This is a genomic window from Rubritepida flocculans DSM 14296 (assembly GCF_000425365.1).
GTDB lineage: Bacteria > Pseudomonadota > Alphaproteobacteria > Acetobacterales > Acetobacteraceae > Roseococcus > Roseococcus flocculans.
This window is the reverse complement of record NZ_AUDH01000009.1, coordinates 23,267-38,824: the sequence shown is the minus strand read 5'-3', so window position 1 is coordinate 38,824 and position 15,558 is coordinate 23,267. Positions and strand designations below refer to the sequence as shown.

The 15,558-nt window shown below is 72.9% G+C and carries 20 protein-coding genes; 10 read left to right on the top strand and 10 right to left on the bottom strand.

Features of this window, described 5'->3' with window-relative positions; genetic code table 11:
* The first annotated feature begins 9 nt into the window (after positions 1-9).
* Positions 10-312: a hypothetical protein gene (locus tag H596_RS20995; RefSeq protein ID WP_051212778.1), complete on the top strand. Its 303-nt coding sequence runs from the start codon at positions 10-12 to the stop codon at positions 310-312.
* 116 nt (positions 313-428) lie between these two features.
* On the top strand, positions 429-620 hold the full coding sequence (locus H596_RS0110110) for a hypothetical protein (RefSeq protein WP_027284792.1): 192 nt from the start codon (positions 429-431) through the stop codon (positions 618-620).
* A gap of 55 nt (positions 621-675) precedes the next feature.
* On the opposite strand, the gene serA is transcribed toward H596_RS0110110, so the two are convergent.
* A complete protein-coding gene (gene serA / locus H596_RS0110105) occupies positions 676-1,941 on the bottom strand; it encodes a phosphoglycerate dehydrogenase (protein ID WP_027284791.1) in 1,266 nt (421 codons plus the stop codon).
* Positions 1,941-3,221, bottom strand: coding sequence for a M20 family metallo-hydrolase (locus H596_RS0110100; protein ID WP_027284790.1), 1,281 nt, complete (start codon positions 3,219-3,221; stop codon positions 1,941-1,943). Before H596_RS0110100 ends, serA begins: the two co-directional genes overlap by 1 nt.
* A gap of 143 nt (positions 3,222-3,364) precedes the next feature.
* On the opposite strand from H596_RS0110100, the gene uraH reads away from it, so the two are divergent.
* Both uraH and H596_RS0110090 read left to right on the top strand, forming a co-directional pair.
* Complete coding sequence (gene uraH, locus H596_RS0110095; RefSeq protein ID WP_027284789.1) at positions 3,365-3,715, top strand: hydroxyisourate hydrolase; 351 nt, start codon at positions 3,365-3,367, stop codon at positions 3,713-3,715.
* 3 nt (positions 3,716-3,718) lie between these two features.
* Entirely contained in the window at positions 3,719-4,912 is a 1,194-nt protein-coding gene (locus H596_RS0110090; RefSeq protein WP_027284788.1) for a urate hydroxylase PuuD, read from the top strand.
* Positions 4,913-4,984: 72 nt separating this feature from the next.
* Here H596_RS0110090 and H596_RS20990 read toward each other — a convergent pair whose 3' ends face one another.
* The 8 genes from H596_RS20990 to H596_RS0110050 all read right to left on the bottom strand — a co-directional run bounded on the left by H596_RS20990 (position 4,985) and on the right by H596_RS0110050 (position 11,288).
* Positions 4,985-5,521, bottom strand: a complete 537-nt coding sequence (locus H596_RS20990; protein ID WP_037300840.1) for a GNAT family N-acetyltransferase — start codon at positions 5,519-5,521, stop codon at positions 4,985-4,987.
* Entirely contained in the window at positions 5,521-6,153 is a 633-nt protein-coding gene (gene upp / locus H596_RS0110080) for a uracil phosphoribosyltransferase (protein WP_027284787.1), read from the bottom strand. The genes H596_RS20990 and upp overlap by 1 nt, the downstream gene beginning before the upstream one ends.
* Before the next feature lie 10 nt (positions 6,154-6,163).
* The gene (locus H596_RS0110075; RefSeq protein WP_027284786.1) at positions 6,164-7,060 is read right to left on the bottom strand and encodes an OmpA family protein; all 897 of its coding nucleotides are present in this window, start codon (positions 7,058-7,060) and stop codon (positions 6,164-6,166) included.
* Entirely contained in the window at positions 7,053-8,024 is a 972-nt protein-coding gene (locus H596_RS20985) for a hypothetical protein (RefSeq protein ID WP_037300837.1), read from the bottom strand. Before H596_RS20985 ends, H596_RS0110075 begins: the two co-directional genes overlap by 8 nt.
* Positions 8,025-8,071: 47 nt before the next feature.
* A complete protein-coding gene (locus H596_RS0110065; RefSeq protein ID WP_027284785.1) occupies positions 8,072-8,500 on the bottom strand; it encodes an OmpA family protein in 429 nt (142 codons plus the stop codon).
* Between the two features lie 14 nt (positions 8,501-8,514).
* Positions 8,515-9,378 carry an inositol monophosphatase family protein gene (locus tag H596_RS0110060; RefSeq protein WP_027284784.1) on the bottom strand — a complete coding sequence of 288 codons (864 nt, stop codon included), beginning with the start codon at positions 9,376-9,378 and terminating at the stop codon, positions 8,515-8,517.
* Positions 9,379-9,394: 16 nt separating this feature from the next.
* A complete protein-coding gene (gene efp, locus H596_RS0110055) occupies positions 9,395-9,964 on the bottom strand; it encodes an elongation factor P (protein WP_027284783.1) in 570 nt (189 codons plus the stop codon).
* A 91-nt stretch (positions 9,965-10,055) separates the two neighbouring features.
* Positions 10,056-11,288, bottom strand: coding sequence for a UbiH/UbiF/VisC/COQ6 family ubiquinone biosynthesis hydroxylase (locus H596_RS0110050; RefSeq protein WP_027284782.1), 1,233 nt, complete (start codon positions 11,286-11,288; stop codon positions 10,056-10,058).
* 201 nt (positions 11,289-11,489) lie between these two features.
* Between H596_RS0110050 and H596_RS0110045 the strand changes: the two genes are divergently transcribed.
* The 6 genes from H596_RS0110045 (at position 11,490) to H596_RS0110020 (ending at position 15,557) form a co-directional block, all read left to right on the top strand.
* The gene (locus H596_RS0110045) at positions 11,490-11,828 is read left to right on the top strand and encodes a P-II family nitrogen regulator (RefSeq protein ID WP_027284781.1); all 339 of its coding nucleotides are present in this window, start codon (positions 11,490-11,492) and stop codon (positions 11,826-11,828) included.
* A 43-nt stretch (positions 11,829-11,871) separates the two neighbouring features.
* Complete coding sequence (locus tag H596_RS0110040) at positions 11,872-13,206, top strand: ammonium transporter (RefSeq protein WP_027284780.1); 1,335 nt, start codon at positions 11,872-11,874, stop codon at positions 13,204-13,206.
* Between the two features lie 113 nt (positions 13,207-13,319).
* The gene (locus H596_RS0110035; protein ID WP_027284779.1) at positions 13,320-13,604 is read left to right on the top strand and encodes a hypothetical protein; all 285 of its coding nucleotides are present in this window, start codon (positions 13,320-13,322) and stop codon (positions 13,602-13,604) included.
* A 167-nt stretch (positions 13,605-13,771) separates the two neighbouring features.
* The gene (locus H596_RS23390; protein WP_084602666.1) at positions 13,772-13,921 is read left to right on the top strand and encodes a heterodisulfide reductase-related iron-sulfur binding cluster; all 150 of its coding nucleotides are present in this window, start codon (positions 13,772-13,774) and stop codon (positions 13,919-13,921) included.
* Positions 13,922-14,088: 167 nt separating this feature from the next.
* A complete protein-coding gene (locus H596_RS0110025; protein WP_027284778.1) occupies positions 14,089-14,853 on the top strand; it encodes a (Fe-S)-binding protein in 765 nt (254 codons plus the stop codon).
* Positions 14,850-15,557, top strand: a complete 708-nt coding sequence (locus H596_RS0110020; RefSeq protein ID WP_027284777.1) for a 2OG-Fe dioxygenase family protein — start codon at positions 14,850-14,852, stop codon at positions 15,555-15,557. The genes H596_RS0110025 and H596_RS0110020 overlap by 4 nt, the downstream gene beginning before the upstream one ends.
* The last annotated feature ends 1 nt before the right edge of the window (position 15,558 follow it).

Here is a 15,558-nt window from a genome sequence, read left to right as displayed (position 1 = left end):
ATGGCGGGCATGAGCGATTTCCGCCGCCCCCCGCCGGTGCTGGACATGACGCCGGAGGGAGAATTCCGCGAACCGCCGAAGCCGAGCGGCCTCGACGCCTTCCTCGCGCGGCTGGGCGGCGCCGCGGTGCTGATCGGCGCGATGGCGGGCGGGCTGATCCTCGCCGCGCTCGCCATCTTCTTCATCGGGCTGCTGCTGCCGGTCCTGCTGGGCGCGGTGGGGGTGGCGGCGCTCTCCCTCTGGTGGCGGCGGCGCCGGCTGCGGAAGATGGGCATCGAGCCCGGCGGCATTCGCATCGTGGTGAGACGCTGAGAGAGGAACGGCCCTTCGGCCTCGACCCTGCCCGGACCTTCGAGGTCTCGCGCGACGGCACGCCGCGGGCCGATGCGGCGCCGCCGCCCGAGTGGCTTTCGCCGCGGCACCGGCTGGTGCTGGCGCTCTTCGCCCTGGCGCTGCTGGTGATCGGGGCGCTGGCGGGGCTGACGGTGGCCGCCCTGGCCTCGGGCGCGCGCGGGGCGGCGGCGGTGTTCGCGCTGCTGACGCTGGCGGCCCTGCCGCTGCTGGCCCTCGGGCCGCTGCAGGATTGGTGGCGGTTCCGGAGGGGGAGGCGGCTGCGCTGATGCGGGCTGCGGCGCGCAAAAACAAAGGCATACCCGCCGCCGCTGGTATGCCCCCCTACTCCCTCTCGTACAACAACCTCGCCCGGATCGTGTGCGGCAGCGCGCGCAGCTCCGCCAGGATCGCCTCGCTGTCGCGCGTGGCGCCCGCGTCCACCACCACATAGCCGATCTCGCCGTCCGTCTGCAGATACTGGCCGGCGATGTTCACGCCACGCCGGGCGAAGACCTGGTTCACGGCGCCCAGAACCCCGGGCGCGTTGTGGTGCACATGCATGAAGCGCGTGCCGGTGGGGCGCGCGGGCAGCGCCACCTGCGGGAAGTTCACCGCGCCCACCGTGCTGCCCGTGTCGGAATAATCGGCCAGCTTGCGCGCCACCTCCTCGCCGATGCGCGACTGCGCCTCCTCCGTGCTGCCGCCGATGTGCGGCGTGAGGATCACGTTGGGGATGTTCTGCAGCGGCGTCACGAAGGGGTCGCCGTTGCGCTTGGGCTCCTCGGGGAAGACGTCGAGCGCGGCACCCGCGAGCCGGCCCTCGCGCAGCGCCAGGGCCAGCGCCTCCACATCCACCAGCGTGCCGCGGGCGTTGTTGATGAGGAAGGCGCCCGGGCGCATCTTCGCGATCTGCTCCGCGCCGATCATGCCCATGGTCTCGGGCGTTTCGGGCACATGCAGGCTCACCACGTCCGACCAGTGGAGCAGCTCCTCCAGCGTGGCGCAGCGCGAGGCGTTGCCGAGCGGCAGCCTGGCCGCCGTGTCGAAATAGATCACCCGCATGCCGAAGGCCTCGGCCAGCACGGAGAGCTGGGAGCCGATGTTGCCGTAGCCGATGATGCCGAGCGTGCGCCCGCGCACCTCGCGGAACCCCTCGGCCGATTTGTCCCATTCCCCCGCATGGGCGGCGACGGATTTCGGGAAGATGCCGCGCAGCAGCATCACGATCTCGCCGATCGTCAGCTCCGCCACGCTGCGGGTGTTGGAGAAGGGGGCGTTGAAGACCGGGATGCCCAGGCGGCGCGCCGCATCCAGGTCCACCTGGTTGGTGCCGATGCAGAAGCAGCCCACGGCGATCAGGCGGTCGGCGGCCTCCAGCACCTCGGCCGTGAGCGTGGTGCGGCTGCGGATGCCGAGCATGTGCACGCCGCGCAGCGCCTCGCGCAGCGCCTCGCCCTCGAGCGCCTTCTTCTCGCGCACGACATTGGTGTAGCCGTCCTCCGCCAGCAGGGTCACCGCCGTCTCGGCGATGTTCTCGAGCAGCAGGGTGCGAATGCGGTCCTTGGGAAGGGAGAGCTGTTCGCTCACGGGCGCGCTCCAGAAGGGCATCAGCGGTTGGCGAGATCGGCCAGCACCTGCGCGAGGACGCGGGCGCCGGCGGCCAGCGCCTCGGGCGTGGCGTATTCGCTCGGATGATGCGAGACGCCGGCGCGGCAGGGCACGAAGATCATCCCCGTCGGGCAGAGCGGGACCATGAACTGGCTGTCGTGGAAGGCGCCCGAGGGCAGGCGCATGTGGCGCAGCCCCTGGGCGCGGGCGGCGGCCTCCACCGCGTCCGGCACCTCGGGCTGGAAGGTGACGGGCACGGCGTGGAAGCGCTCCGTCACCTTCACCGCGCAGTCGCGCACCGCGGCCTGGATCACGCCCTCGATGGCGTTGCCGCGGGCCTGCAGCACCGCGTTGTCGGGGTGGCGGAAATCGATGGTGAAGCGCACGAGGCCCGCCACCGAGTTGGAGGTGTTGGGCTGCACCTCGATGCTCGCCACCGTGAAGCGCAGCACGTCCTTCGGGTCGTGCATCAGGGCGTTGAGCGCGTTGATGGCGCGCAGCATGTCCTGCACCGCATCCTTGCGCATGGCGAGCGGCGTGGTGCCGGCGTGGTCGCTCTTGCCCTTCAGCTCCACCACGAACCAGCGGCTGCCCTGGATGCCGGTGACGACGCCGATGTCCATCTCCTTCGCCTCGAGCAGCGGGCCCTGCTCGATATGCGCCTCGACATAGGCGAAGGGCGCCTGCCCCTCGACCACGCCGAGCGGGCGGCGGGCGATGTCGGCCTCCAGCGCGAGCTGTTCGGCCAGCGCGTCCGCCCAGCGGATGCCGTCGCGGTCCGTCACATCGTCCCATGTGTCGGGCGGCGCGAAGCCGGCATAGGCCATGCTGCCCATGCAGCCCGGCGCGTAGCGGCCGCCCTCCTCGTTCGTCCAGGCCACCACCTCGATGGGGCGCTTCGTCGCCACCCCAGCCTCGCGCAGCGCGCGCACCGCCTCGAGCCCCGCGATCACCCCCCAGATCCCGTCGAAGCGCCCGCCATTGGGCTGGCTGTCCATGTGGCTGCCGGTCAGCACGGGGGCGAGGCCCGGCGCGCTGCCCTCATGGCGCAGGAAGAGGTTGCCCAGACGGTCCACCGAGACGCCGAGCCCCGCCTTCTCCGCCCAGGAGATCAGCAGCCGCCGCGCCTGGCGGTCGAGCGGCGAGAGGCAGGGGCGGTTCACGCCCGGATGCCCCGCCTCGTCGATGAAGCCGCCGATCTCGGCCATGGCCATCATGTCCCGCCAGTGGCGGGCGGCATCGACGGCGGCGACGAGGTTGGGGGCGACGGCATCGGGCATGGGAACTCTCCCTGGGCGGTCTGCGCGCCTTACGGCCCAAGCCCTGGGCGATCAAGCGCGGGGGGCGCGCGGCAGCCATCGCGCGGCGCTTGCCAGCCCGGCGGCGCCGGCCGCAATGTCGCGGCGCAACAGAGGGGTTCCCGATGGGCCGGCTGTCCACCCATGTTCTCGATACCTCGCGCGGGCGCCCCGGCGCCGGCATGGCCTTCGCCCTCTATCGCGTCGAGGGCGAGGCGCGGGTGAAGCTGGCCGAGGGCGTGACCAACGAGGACGGGCGCGCGCCGAAGCCGCTCCTGGAGGGGGAGGCCTTCCGGCCCGGCCGCTACATGCTGGTCTTCCGGGTGGCCGCCTATTTCCGCGCGCTGGGCGTGGCGCTGCCCGACCCACCCTTCCTCGACGAGGTCACGCTCTGCTTCGGCATGGCCGAGGACGGGCACTACCATGTGCCGCTGCTCGTCTCGCCCTTCGGCTACACCACCTATCGCGGAAGCTGAGCGATGGAGATCGAGTGGGGCTACATCGCCGAATGGGCGAATCTGCTGCTGCGCTGGCTGCACATCATCGCCGGCATCGCCTGGATCGGCGCGAGCTTCTACTTCATCGCCCTCGACAACAGCCTGGAGCCGCCGGCCGACGGCAACCCCCGCGTGCGCGGGGAGCAATGGTCCATCCACGGCGGGGGCTTCTACTACAAGCGCAAATATGTCGGCGCGCCCGAGGCGCTGCCCGCGAAACTCCACTGGTTCAAGTGGGAGGCCTACTGGACCTGGATCAGCGGCTTCGCGCTGTTCGTGCTGATCTACTGGGGCCAGGCCGGCACCTACCTGGTGGACCCGCGGGTGCTGGACATGCCCGCCTGGCTCGCCATCCTGCTCTCGGCGGCGATGATCCTGGGCGGCTGGGTGGCCTATGACCGGCTGTGCAGGTCGCGCTTCGGGGAGGACGAGGCGAAGCTGCTCGCCGCCGGCGCGGCGATGCTCGTGGCGGTGACGCTGCTGGCGACGCACCTGTTCTCCGGCCGCGGCGCCTTCATCCTGGTCGGCGTGATGACGGGCACCATCATGGTGGCGAATGTGGCCATGGTGATCATCCCCGGCCAGCGGAAGATGGTCGCCGCCATGGAGAAGGGCGAGGCGCCCGACCCGCGCTACGGGCTCTGGGGCAAGCAGCGCAGCGTGCACAACACCTATCTGACGCTGCCGGTGCTGTTCCTGATGATCAGCCCGCACTACCCGATGCTGACGCAGCACCGCTACAACTGGCTGGCCCTGCTGCTCATCGCGCTGGCCGGCGCGCTGGTGCGGCAGTTCTTCGTGCTGCGCCATTCGGGCCGCTCCAACTGGGCGCTGCCGGCGGGCGGGGCGGTGGCGGTGGCGCTGCTCTTCGTGCTGGTGGCGCCGCGCCCCGATGCGCGCTTCGCGGGCGTGGAGGCGCCGCCCTTCGCGGAGGTCCAGGCGCTGGTCGCCGCCCATTGCGCGAGCTGCCACGCCGCACGGCCGAGTTTCGAGGGCATCGCGAGCCCGCCCAAGGGCGTGGTGCTGGAGGCGCCCGCCGATCTGCGCCGCCACGCGGCCGCCATGCGCGTGCAGATCGAGACGGAGGCCATGCCGCCGGGCAACCTGACGGACATGACCGACACGCAGCGCGCCCAGATCATCGCCTGGATCCGGGCAGGGGCGCGGGTCCAGTAGTCATCCCAGCGGCCGCGTGCTTTCTCACCGGCGGTTCCGGGCATGCCCCGCTTTGGCACGCCACCCCGCCCATCACATCAGCCGCGCATACTCCCAGCGCTCCGCCTCCACGCCCATGACGAGCACCCGGCCGGTGCACATCCCGGCCAGGCTGCGCGCCACGCGGCGCGAGGCCTCGTTCTCGGGGCGGATCAGGCTGAAGAGGCGGCGCCCGCCCAGATGGGCGTCCGCCCACTCGAGGGCGGCGCGCGCCGCCTCCACCGCAAGGCCCTGGCCCCAGGCCTCGCGCGCCAGCGCATAGGCCAGCTCGGGCCCCGGCCAGCCCTCCGGATGGAGGATGCCCACCCGGCCGACGAAGCGCCCCGCATGCTCCACCGCCCAGAGGCCGCAGCCGCGCAGCGCCCATTGCCCCATGAACTGGGCCATGTGCTGCCAGCTCTCGATGCGCCCGCGCGGGCGGCCGGCGCTCTCGCCCACGCCGAGATGGCGCATCACCTCCGGGTCCGCCTGCATGGCGGCCAGCGCGTCGAGATCATCCTCGCGGAAACCCCGCAGCAGCAGGCGCTGCGTGCGCAGGACCGGCACGAGGCCGGCGGGGGTCCCGTCCATCACTCGGTGCCGAAGCAGCGGTCCCCGGCGTCGCCGAGGCCGGGGACGATGTAGCCCTGCTCGTTCAGCCGCTCGTCCAGCGCGGCGGAGAGGATGGGCACGTCCGGGTGCGCGGCCTGCAGCGCCTGCACCCCCTCGGGCGCGGCGACGACGCAGGCAAAGCGCACGGCGCGCGCGCCGGCCTGCTTCACCCGCGCGATGGCCTGGATGGCCGAGCCGCCGGTGGCGAGCATGGGATCGAGCACCAGCGCCCCGCGGCGCGAGAGATCCCGCGGCAGGCGCACCACGTATTCGCTGGCCTTGAGCGTGTGCTCGTCCCGCACCAGGCCGAGATGGCCCACCGGCGCGTCGGGCAGCACCATGCGCGCGCCCTCCAGCAGGCCGAGCCCCGCGCGCAGCACGGCGACGAGGCAGGGCTCGGGCGCGCTCAGGATCGGCGCCTCCATCGGCGCCAGAGGCGTCTCGATGCGCGCGCTGGCCTCGGGCAGGTCGCGCAGCGATTCGGCGGTGAGGATGGCGCCGATCTCCGCCAGCACGCGGCGGAAGGTGGCGCTGTCCGTCTCGCGGCGGCGGATCAGGGTGAGCTTGGCGCGCAGAAGGGCGTGGCGCGGCACGCGGAAGGTGGACTCCATCCGCCCTCCCCTACCGGTCGGTGAGGCGCAGTTCAATCCGCCGGTTGCGGGCGTGCGCCTCGGGCGTGTCCGCCTCCTCCAGCGGCTGCTGGTCGCCGAAGGCGGTGGCGGCGAGGCGGTTCGCCGGCACCCCCGCCTCGATGAGAAGCTGCACCACCGCGAGCGCCCGCGCGGCCGAGAGCTGCCAGTTGTCGGCGAAGCGCCCGCCGCGGATGGGGTTGCGGTCCGCATGCCCGTCCACGCGCAGGATCCAGGGAGTGCCGGGCGGGATGCGCGGCGCGATCTCGCCGAGCAGCCGCGCGATCTGGCGAAGCTGCGCCTGGCCCGCGGGCGAGAGCTCGGCCGAGGCGGCGGGAAAGAGAAGCTCGGCCTGGAAGACGAAACGGTCGCCCACCACGCGCAGCTCCGGCCGGTCGCCCAGCGCGCCGCGCAGCCGGGCGTAGAACTCGCTGCGCGTCTGCTGCAGCTCCTCCACCCGCGCGAGCAGGGCGGCGTCCAGCCGGGCCTGGAGGTCGGCGAGCCGCGCCTCGCCCGTGCGCACCCGCGCCTCCGAGACATCGAGCGCCGCCACCAGCCGGGCGAGCTGGGCGCGCAGCTCCGCGAGCTCCCGCGCGAGGCGCTCGCCATCCGCGGCGGCGGCGGAGAGGGCCTGCTCGCGCCGCTGCGCCTCGGCGCGCAGGGCGGCGGCCCCGGCCCGCTCCACGCGAAGCTGCTCCGACAGCGCGGCGAGCTGCCGCTCCAGCGCCGCCAGCGCCCTGTCCCGCCCGCTCAGCGCCGAGGCGAGGAAGCCCTGCCCCAGCACGAAGACCAGCAGCACGAAGATGACGACCATGAGCAGGGTGGAGAGCGCGTCCACATAGCCCGGCCAGGCGTCGAAGGGCGCGGCGCGCCGCAGCCGCCTAGCCATCGCGCCGGGCGAGCGCGCGCAGGAGCTGCTGCATCTCCTGCCGCCGCTCCTCCTCGCGCTCGAGGATCTGCGCCTGCTGCTCGGCCACGCGGCCCAGGAGGTACTGCGTGGCGCGCGCCTGCTCGGCCAGCACCGACATGCGGTCGGCCAGCAGGGCGAGGGAGGCGGGGCCGCCGCCGTGCTCCAGCGCCGCCTGCACGGATTCGACCGCCGCGCCGAGCTGGTCGAGCAGGGGCGCGAGTTCGCCCGCGCCCCCCTCGGACAGCCCGCCCGAGAGCAGCGCCTGGCCGGCCAGCCAGTCCTCGAGTTCGGTGGCGAAGCGGCTCTGCGCCTGGCCGGCGGTGAGGTCGAGGAAGCCCAGCACCAGCGCCCCCGCCAGCCCGAACAGCGAGGAGGAGAAGGCGATGCCCATGCCGCGCAGCGGCTCGGCCAGGCCGGCCTTGAGCTGGTCGAACAGCTCCATCGCCTCGCCGCCGGAAAGGCGCATGGCCCCGATCACCTCCGCCACCGCGGCGATGGTGAGCAGCAGCCCCCAGAAGGTGCCGAGCAGGCCGAGGAAGATCAGCAGCCCCGTCATGTAGCGCGAGAGCTCGCGGGTTTCGTCGAGCCGCGCCACGATCCCGTCCAGCACCGAGCGCAGCCCGCCCGCGGAGAGGGCGAGCCGTTCCGACCGGCGCGCGGCCAGCAGCGCGGCGAGCGGGGCGAGCAGCCGCGGCTCCGCCCGCGCCGGCGCGCCGCGCCGCGCCTGGCGGAAGGCCTCGACCCATTCCACCTCCTCGCGCAGGCGCAGCACCTGCAGGATGTTCCAGGCCACGCCGCCCAGCAGCACGGCCAGGATCAGCCCGTTCAGCAGCGGGTTGGCGGCGAAGGCGCGCGCCAGCGTGGGCGCGAGCACGGCGGCGAGCGCCAGCGCCCCCGCAAGGAAGCCCAGCATCCGCCACAGGTAAGGAAGGGGGCGCGTCATCGCCGCAGAGGGTAGGCGCTGGGGGGCGGGCGCACCAGTTGCGCGTCTCAGGGCCTCGCCGCGCCGGGGGGCAGGATGTCCACCACATCCTGCCGCGCCTCGGTGCGGCCCAGGGGGCGCAAATCCACCCGCGTCTCCGGCAGGCCGCCCAGCACCAGCGCCTCGCGCACCGCCAGCGCCCGGCGCAACGAGAGGCGGCGCGCCTCCGAGACATCCTCGCCCAGCGCCACCTCGGCCCAGAGCGTGACCCGGCCCTGGGTGTAGGCGGCGAGGATGTTGCCGATCTCCATCAGCGTCAGGCGCTGTTCCGGGCTCGGGCGCTCCTCCTCCCGCGCGAAGAGGAGGCGCCAGCCGCCGCCCGGCAGGGCGACGACGCCCGGGGCCGGCACGGGCTCGGGCAGGGCCGCGCGGGGCTGGGCGCGCGCGGCGGGGCCGGCCAGCGGCAGCAGCAGCAGGGCGCGGCGGGCGGGGCGCATGGGCGCGGGGCGGTTCAGTGGGCCTCGCCGCGGCCCTCGGCCCGGGCCTTTTGCGCCGCGGCGATGCTCTCGGCCACCGTCTCGCGCAGCTTGCCGTGCAGGTGGGGATTGCCGGCCACCACATGGCCCTCGGCATAGGCGTCCCCGCCATCGGGGCTGGTGACGTAGCCGCCCGCCTCGCGCACCAGGATGATGCCGGCGGCGATGTCCCACTTGTTCAGCCCGAGCTCCCAGAACCCGTCGTAGCGGCCGGCGGCCGTCCAGGCGAGGTCGAGCGCGGCGGAGCCGAAGCGGCGGATGCCCGCCACCTGCGGCATGAGGCGCACCAGCGCATGGGTGAACTCGCCCTTGCGCGGCACGGAGGCGAAGGGAATGCCGGTGGCGAAAAGCGCCTCGCGCAGATCCCGCCGGCCGGAGACGCGCAGGCGCCGGTCGTTGAGGAAGGCGCCCATCCCCTTCTCGGCCCAGAACAGCTCGTCCGAGGCGGGGTTGTAGATCACCCCGGCCACCACCTCCGAGCTGGTCTCCGAGAGGCGCTTCTCGATGCCGACGCTGATCGCCCAGTGCGGGATGCCGTGCAGGAAGTTGCTGGTGCCGTCCAGCGGGTCCACCACCCAGCGCCAGTCCCAGTCGGCCTCGCCGCTCGCGCCGCTCTCCTCCATCAGGAAGGCGAAGCCGGGGCGGGCCTTCTTCAGATCCTCGCGCAGCGACTGCTCGGCGCGCAGATCGGCCTGGCTGACGAAATCGCCGGGCGATTTGCTCGCGACCTGCAGCGTCTCCACCTCCGCGAAGTCGCGCAGCAGGCGGCGGCCGGCCTTGCGGACGGCGGCGACGACCACGTTGAGCGCGGGCGAAAGCCGGGGCGAGGCGCCGGACATGCGGGCGGACCTCGCTTCAGCCCTTCGCGCGCTCGACGTAGGAGCCGTCCTCGGTGCGGACCACGATCTTCTCGCCGGCGGTGACGAAGGGCGGCACCATGGTCTTCACGCCGTTCGAGAGCACGGCGGGCTTGTAGGAGGAGGAGGCGGTCTGCCCCTTCACCACCGGGTCGGCCTCGGCCACCTCGAGCACCACCGTCTCGGGCAGGTCGAGGGAGACGGGCTCGCCCTCGATGAGGCGGACGTTGACCGTCATGTTCTCCTGCAGGAAGGGCAGGCGGTCGCCCAGGATGTCCTTGGGCACCTGGGTCTGCTCGTAGGTCTCGGGGTCCATGAGCACGAGCATGTCGCCGTCGTCGTAGGAGTAGGTGAACTCCTTGTCCTCGGTGGTCAGGCGCTCGACGGTGTCGGCGGTGCGCCAGCGCTGGTCCTTCTTCGCGCCGGTCTTGATGTTGCGCATCTCGACCTGGATCACGGCGGCGCCCTTGCCGGGGATCATGATGTTCTGCTTGAGGATGGTGTAGCGCTGGCCCTCGAACTCGATGACCATGCCGGCGCGCATCTGGTTGGCCTGCATCTTCGCCATGGAAGGGCCCCTTGGAACTCTGCGGGTTGCGGTGTGGCGGCGGGCTTACACGGCGGGGGGCGGCTGGGCAACCGGGGGTGGGGGCGCGGGCCTATCCCGCCGCGTGCAGCCCCATCGCCTGGCGCGCGAAGGCGCGCTTGAGCGGCCCGATCCGGTCCACCGCGGCGATGCCGAGCCGCCGCGCGAGGCGCAGCAGCCCGATGTCGTTGCCGAACAGCCTCTCCAGCGCATGGGTGGCGCCGATCATCAGCAGCGCGTCCGGCCGGCGCTCGGCCTGATAGGCGCGGAGCAGGGCCGGTGCGCCCACATCGCCGCCCGCCGCATGCGCCTCGCCCACCAGCCGCGCCAGCGCCGCCACGTCGCGGAAGCCGATGTTGAGCCCCTGCCCCGCGATGGGGTGCATGCCATGCGCCGCATCCCCCACCAGCGCCATGCGCGGCGCCACATAGCGCGTGGCGTGCATGGCCGTCAGCGGATAGGACCAGCGGCGGCCGATGGGCTCGATCTCGCCCAGCCAGTCGCCCAGGCGGCGGCGCAGCTCGCGCGCGAAGGCGGCGTGCTCCATCGCCAGCAGCCGCTGCGCCACGCCGCGGCTTTCGGTCCAGACGAAGGCGCTGGCGTGCGGCAGGCGGCTCTCGCCGAACTCCGCGATGTCGGTCAGCGGAAGCTGCGCGAAGGGGCCGGCGGGCAGGAACAGCTCCAGCGCGCGGTTGCGGTGCGGCCGCTCGTGGGCGAAGGCGCCGACGAGGCCGATCTGCCCGTAATCGTGCCGCGCCGTGCCGATGCCGGCCGCCTGGCGCAGCGGTGAGTTGCGCCCCTCCGCCCCCACCGCCAGGCGCGCGCGGATGCGCGTGCCGTCGCGCAGGGTGAGGGTGGCGCCGGCCTCGTCGCGCGCCACCTCGGCCGTCATGGGCGCGAAGACGCGCACGCCGGGGAGTTCGGGCAGCCGGGCGTTGAGCGCGACGCGCAGGGCCCGCGCCTCCACCATCCAGCCGAAGGGCTCCTCCGCCACCTCGGCGGCGCGGAAGTCGAGGTCGAGGGCGGAGGGCGCCTCGCCCACCCGGCCATCGGCCACCTTGATCTCCTGGATGGGACAGGGGGTGGTGGGCAGGCGCTCCCACACCCCGGCCTCGGCCAGCAGCCGCTGCGAGGCGAGCGCGATGGCGTAGGCGCGCCCGTCGAAGCCCTGCAGTTCCATCGGCGGGAGCGGCTGGGCATCGAGGATCACGCAGGGCACCCCGCGCGCGGCCAGCGCCGCGGCGAGGGTGGCGCCCACCGGGCCCGCGCCCAGGATGGCCACTTCGGTCTCGATCGCATCGGTCATGCGACACAGCTTAGGCCATTCGGCGCGCGCGCAAGAGTCGGGCGCGCCGCCCATCAGGAGGGGGGGCGATCTGCCCATTTTCGAGGCAGGAACCACCGCAACCCACGGAAGCGCCTCGCCTTCCGTCGCTGGCACGACTCTTGGAAGGCGGGAGCGGAGCCAGCGGCGCCCCGCCGCGGCCGATCGGAGAGAGGCAGGCTGATGAAGCTCGTGATGGCGATCATCAAGCCCTTCAAGCTGGACGAGGTGCGCGACGCGCTCACCCCGCTCGGCGTGCAGGGGCTGACGGTGACGGAGGTGAAGGGGTTCGGCCGGCAGAAGGGCCAGACCGAGATCTACCGCGGCGCCGAGTATCAGGTGAGCTTCCTGCCGAAGCTCAAGGTCGAGATCGCCGTGCCCTCCGAGATGGTGGACGCGGTGGTCGAGGCCATCGCCAGCGCCGCGCGCACCGGCAAGATCGGCGACGGCAAGATCTTCGTGCTCGACGTGGACCGCGCGCTGCGCATCCGCACGGGCGAGACCGACGCGGCGGCGCTCTGACGCCCCGCCCCCGCCCATGACCTTCACCAAGGGAACCCCGACCATGATGTCCTGGATGCGGCGCGCGCTGGCCGCCGCCCCCCTTCTCGCGCTCTCGGCGCTGCCCGCCTTCGCGGGCGACGAGGCGAAGATCGACGCCGGCAACACCGCCTGGATGCTGATCTCGACCGCCATCGTCCTGATGATGACCATCCCCGGCGTGGCGCTGTTCTACGCGGGCATGGTGCGCAAGAAGAACGTGCTCTCCACCCTCGCGCAGTCCTTCGTGATCTGCGCGCTGGTGTCGGTGATGTGGGTGGTGATCGGCTACAGCATCGCCTTCGGCGAGGGCGGCCCCTATTTCGGCGACCTCTCGAAGTTCCTGCTGGCCGGCGTCTCGGAGGGCTGGGACAAGCCCTTCACCCTGGGCAGCGGGGACGGCGCGGTGGCGCTCACCATCCCCGAGAGCGTCTTCATCGCCTTCCAGATGACCTTCGCCGTCATCACCGCGGCGCTGATCACCGGCGCGCTGGCGGACCGCATCAAGTTCTCCGCCCTGCTCGTCTTCACCGCGCTGTGGACGGTGCTGGTCTATGCGCCGGTGGCGCACTGGGTGTGGCACCCGAATGGCTGGATCTTCGCCCTCGGCGCGCTCGACTTCGCGGGCGGCACGGTGGTGCACATCAATGCGGGCGTGGCGGGCCTGATCGGCGCGCTCGTGGTCGGCAAGCGCATGGGCTACGGGACCGACAACCTCGCCCCCTACAACCTCGCCTATGCCGTGATCGGCGCGGCGCTGCTGTGGGTGGGCTGGTTCGGCTTCAATGCGGGCTCGGCCGTCGCCGCCGACGGGCGCGCGGGCATGGCGCTGCTGGTGACGAACACGGCCGCCGCGGCCGCCACCCTCTCCTGGCTCTTCGCGGAGTGGATGATCAAGGGCAAGCCCTCCGTGCTGGGCGCCATCTCGGGCGCTGTGGCGGGGCTCGTCGCCATCACCCCGGCGGCGGGCTTCGTGCTGCCGGGTTCCGCGCTGATCATCGGCGTCGCGGGCGGCATCGCGGGCTTCTGGGGCGCGACCGCACTGAAGAAGTGGCTGGGCTACGACGACAGCCTCGACGCCTTCGGCGTGCATGGCGTCTGCGGCATCGTCGGCGCGCTGCTGACCGGCGTGCTGGCCTATGGCGCGCTCTCGGCCACCGAGGCCTCGCCCGAGGGCACCTCGGGCTCGGTCGCGCAGCTCGTCATCCAGTTCTATGCGGTGGCGGCCACCTTCGTCTTCACCGCGGTGGCGAGCTTCATCCTCTTCAAGATCGTGGACGCGATCATGGGCCTGCGCGTCACCGAGGAGGAGGAGCGCGAGGGCCTCGACGTGACCCAGCACGGCGAGCGGCTGGGCTGAAGCGCCCTCCGTCAGCACCATGTCCATGCGGGGGCGGCCTTCGGGCCGCCCCTTTTCCGTTCCGGCCGCCTTGCCGCTTGACCCGGCGCGGCCGCGTTCCTTTCTCTATCGGCATGCGCGATCTGGCGGCGCTGCCGCGCTCCGACGAGGACACGCTCTGGGCCGTCATCGCCACGGTCGGCCGGAAGAACCGCGTGGCCGAGGTCTATCGCTCCCGCGCCGCCGCGCTGGAGGACCGCGCCTGGAGGGCCCAGCAGGTCCGTGCCTACGAGGATTTCCTGCGCCGCTCGAAACAGCCCGTGCCGCACTATTCGGTCACGCCCATCCGCCGGTCCGATCTTCCGCGCAAATGGGCGCCGCTTCCCGCGCTCGGCTTCCTGCGCGGCGAGTTCGTCTAGACAGAAACTGACACGCGGGCTCTGGCGCACCATGACCATGCCGACCTCGCCACCAGCCAAACCAGAGTGCCACAGTTTCATTCACGGCGGGTCGGGACCGCCGGTGGGTAACTGATACGGGCGGCCGCGCCATTCACGCCGGCCCGCTTCGCGCCTAGTTTCAGGCCATGGCCTCTCCCCGCGTCGCCCTCTTCGTCACCTGCCTGGTGGACATCCACCGCCCCGCCGTCGGCTTCGCCGCCATCCGGCTGCTGGAGGAGGCGGGCTGCCGCGTCGAGGTGCCGCCCGCCCAGACCTGCTGCGGCCAGCCCGCCTAGACAGAAACTGACACGCGGGCTCTGGCGCACCATGACCATGCCGACCTCGCCACCAGCCAAACCAGAGTGCCACAGTTTCATTCACGGCGGGTCGGGACCGCCGGTGGGTAACTGATACGGGCGGCCGCGCCATTCACGCCGGCCCGCTTCGCGCCTAGTTTCAGGCCATGGCCTCTCCCCGCGTCGCCCTCTTCGTCACCTGCCTGGTGGACATCCACCGCCCCGCCGTCGGCTTCGCCGCCATCCGGCTGCTGGAGGAGGCGGGCTGCCGCGTCGAGGTGCCGCCCGCCCAGACCTGCTGCGGCCAGCCCGCCTACAATGCGGGCGACCGCGCCACCGCCCAGGAGATCGCCCGCCAGGTGATCGACGCCTTCCTGGGCTTCGATTTCGTCGTGGCGCCCTCGGGCTCCTGCGCGGCGATGATCGCGCGCCACTACCCCGCCCTCTTCGCGGAGCTGGACCCCGAATACCGCGCCCGCGCCGAGCGCCTCGCCGCCAAGACCCATGAGCTGACGAGCTTCCTGACCGATGTCATGGGCCTGCGCGCCGTCCCCGCGCGGCTGGAGGCGCGCGCCACCTATCACGATTCCTGCTCGGGGCTGCGCGAGCTCGGCGTGAAGGCGCAGCCGCGCGCCCTGCTCGAGAGCGTGGCGGGCCTCACCCTGACCGAGATGAAGGAGCCCGAGATCTGCTGCGGCTTCGGCGGCACCTTCTGCGTGAAGTATCCCGACATCTCCACCCGCATGGTCAGCGACAAGACGGCCGACATCGCCGCCACCGGGGCCGATCTGCTGCTGGCGGGCGACATGGGCTGCCTGCTGAACATCGCAGGCCGGCTGAAGCGCGAGGGCAGCCCCGTGCAGGTGCGCCATGTGGCCGAGGTTCTGGCCGGCATGACGGGCGAGGCGCCCGCCATCGGGGAGGCGGGATGACGCTGCCCGAGCGCGTGCGCGCCGAGGGCTTCGCGCGCCTGCCCCCCGCCGAGGCGGCCGCCGCCCTCGGCCTCTGCCCGGCCGCGCTGGCGGATTTCGCCGCGAGCTGGGCGCGGCTGGAGCCGGACAATTTCATGGCCGATGGCGGGCGCTACCGCCGCCGCCGCCACGCCAATTTCCTGGCCCTGCCGGGCGAGGCCGGGCACCGCCGCGGCCTGCACCGGCCGCATTTCCAGGCCACCGTCCACAACCGGCTCAATGGCGGGGTGGATCGCTGGTTCGCCCCGGTGGAGGAGGCGGTGGCGCGCCACCCCGCCTGCGAGGGGCTGCTCGGCCTCGGCCGGGCGGTGGCGGATTCGCTGCACCCCGGCACGCCCTGGTTCGTCGAGATGCACCAGTTCCGCATCGAGGCCCGCCCCGGCGCGCCCGGCCTGCCCACCCCCGAGGGCGTGCACCATGACGGCGTGGCGGTGGTGCTCATCGCCATGATCGCGCGCACCAATCTGCGGGGCGGCGAGACCCTGGTGACCGACCCCGCGGGCCAAGAGCTCGCCCGCTTCACCCTCGACGGGATGCTCGACCTCGCGGTGCTGGACGACCGGCGCGTGATGCACGGCGTGACGCCCGTGGAGCCCGCCGACCCCGCCCTGCCCTCCTGCCGCGACGTGCTGGTGCTGACCTGGCAGCCCGCGGGCGCCGGCTGAA

What these genes read in the sequence shown, in the direction of transcription:
- H596_RS20995 (WP_051212778.1), top strand. Translation starts at nt 10, where the DNA reads ATGAGCGATTTCCGCCGCCCCCCGCCGGTGCTGGACATGACGCCGGAG.
- serA (WP_027284791.1), bottom strand. Translation starts at nt 1,941, where the DNA reads ATGCCCTTCTGGAGCGCGCCCGTGAGCGAACAGCTCTCCCTTCCCAAG.
- H596_RS0110100 (WP_027284790.1), bottom strand. Translation starts at nt 3,221, where the DNA reads ATGCCCGATGCCGTCGCCCCCAACCTCGTCGCCGCCGTCGATGCCGCC.
- uraH (WP_027284789.1), top strand. Translation starts at nt 3,365, where the DNA reads ATGGGCCGGCTGTCCACCCATGTTCTCGATACCTCGCGCGGGCGCCCC.
- H596_RS0110090 (WP_027284788.1), top strand. Translation starts at nt 3,719, where the DNA reads ATGGAGATCGAGTGGGGCTACATCGCCGAATGGGCGAATCTGCTGCTG.
- H596_RS20990 (WP_037300840.1), bottom strand. Translation starts at nt 5,521, where the DNA reads ATGGACGGGACCCCCGCCGGCCTCGTGCCGGTCCTGCGCACGCAGCGC.
- upp (WP_027284787.1), bottom strand. Translation starts at nt 6,153, where the DNA reads ATGGAGTCCACCTTCCGCGTGCCGCGCCACGCCCTTCTGCGCGCCAAG.
- H596_RS0110075 (WP_027284786.1), bottom strand. Translation starts at nt 7,060, where the DNA reads ATGGCTAGGCGGCTGCGGCGCGCCGCGCCCTTCGACGCCTGGCCGGGC.
- H596_RS20985 (WP_037300837.1), bottom strand. Translation starts at nt 8,024, where the DNA reads ATGACGCGCCCCCTTCCTTACCTGTGGCGGATGCTGGGCTTCCTTGCG.
- H596_RS0110065 (WP_027284785.1), bottom strand. Translation starts at nt 8,500, where the DNA reads ATGCGCCCCGCCCGCCGCGCCCTGCTGCTGCTGCCGCTGGCCGGCCCC.
- H596_RS0110060 (WP_027284784.1), bottom strand. Translation starts at nt 9,378, where the DNA reads ATGTCCGGCGCCTCGCCCCGGCTTTCGCCCGCGCTCAACGTGGTCGTC.
- efp (WP_027284783.1), bottom strand. Translation starts at nt 9,964, where the DNA reads ATGGCGAAGATGCAGGCCAACCAGATGCGCGCCGGCATGGTCATCGAG.
- H596_RS0110050 (WP_027284782.1), bottom strand. Translation starts at nt 11,288, where the DNA reads ATGACCGATGCGATCGAGACCGAAGTGGCCATCCTGGGCGCGGGCCCG.
- H596_RS0110045 (WP_027284781.1), top strand. Translation starts at nt 11,490, where the DNA reads ATGAAGCTCGTGATGGCGATCATCAAGCCCTTCAAGCTGGACGAGGTG.
- H596_RS0110040 (WP_027284780.1), top strand. Translation starts at nt 11,872, where the DNA reads ATGATGTCCTGGATGCGGCGCGCGCTGGCCGCCGCCCCCCTTCTCGCG.
- H596_RS0110035 (WP_027284779.1), top strand. Translation starts at nt 13,320, where the DNA reads ATGCGCGATCTGGCGGCGCTGCCGCGCTCCGACGAGGACACGCTCTGG.
- H596_RS23390 (WP_084602666.1), top strand. Translation starts at nt 13,772, where the DNA reads ATGGCCTCTCCCCGCGTCGCCCTCTTCGTCACCTGCCTGGTGGACATC.
- H596_RS0110025 (WP_027284778.1), top strand. Translation starts at nt 14,089, where the DNA reads ATGGCCTCTCCCCGCGTCGCCCTCTTCGTCACCTGCCTGGTGGACATC.
- H596_RS0110020 (WP_027284777.1), top strand. Translation starts at nt 14,850, where the DNA reads ATGACGCTGCCCGAGCGCGTGCGCGCCGAGGGCTTCGCGCGCCTGCCC.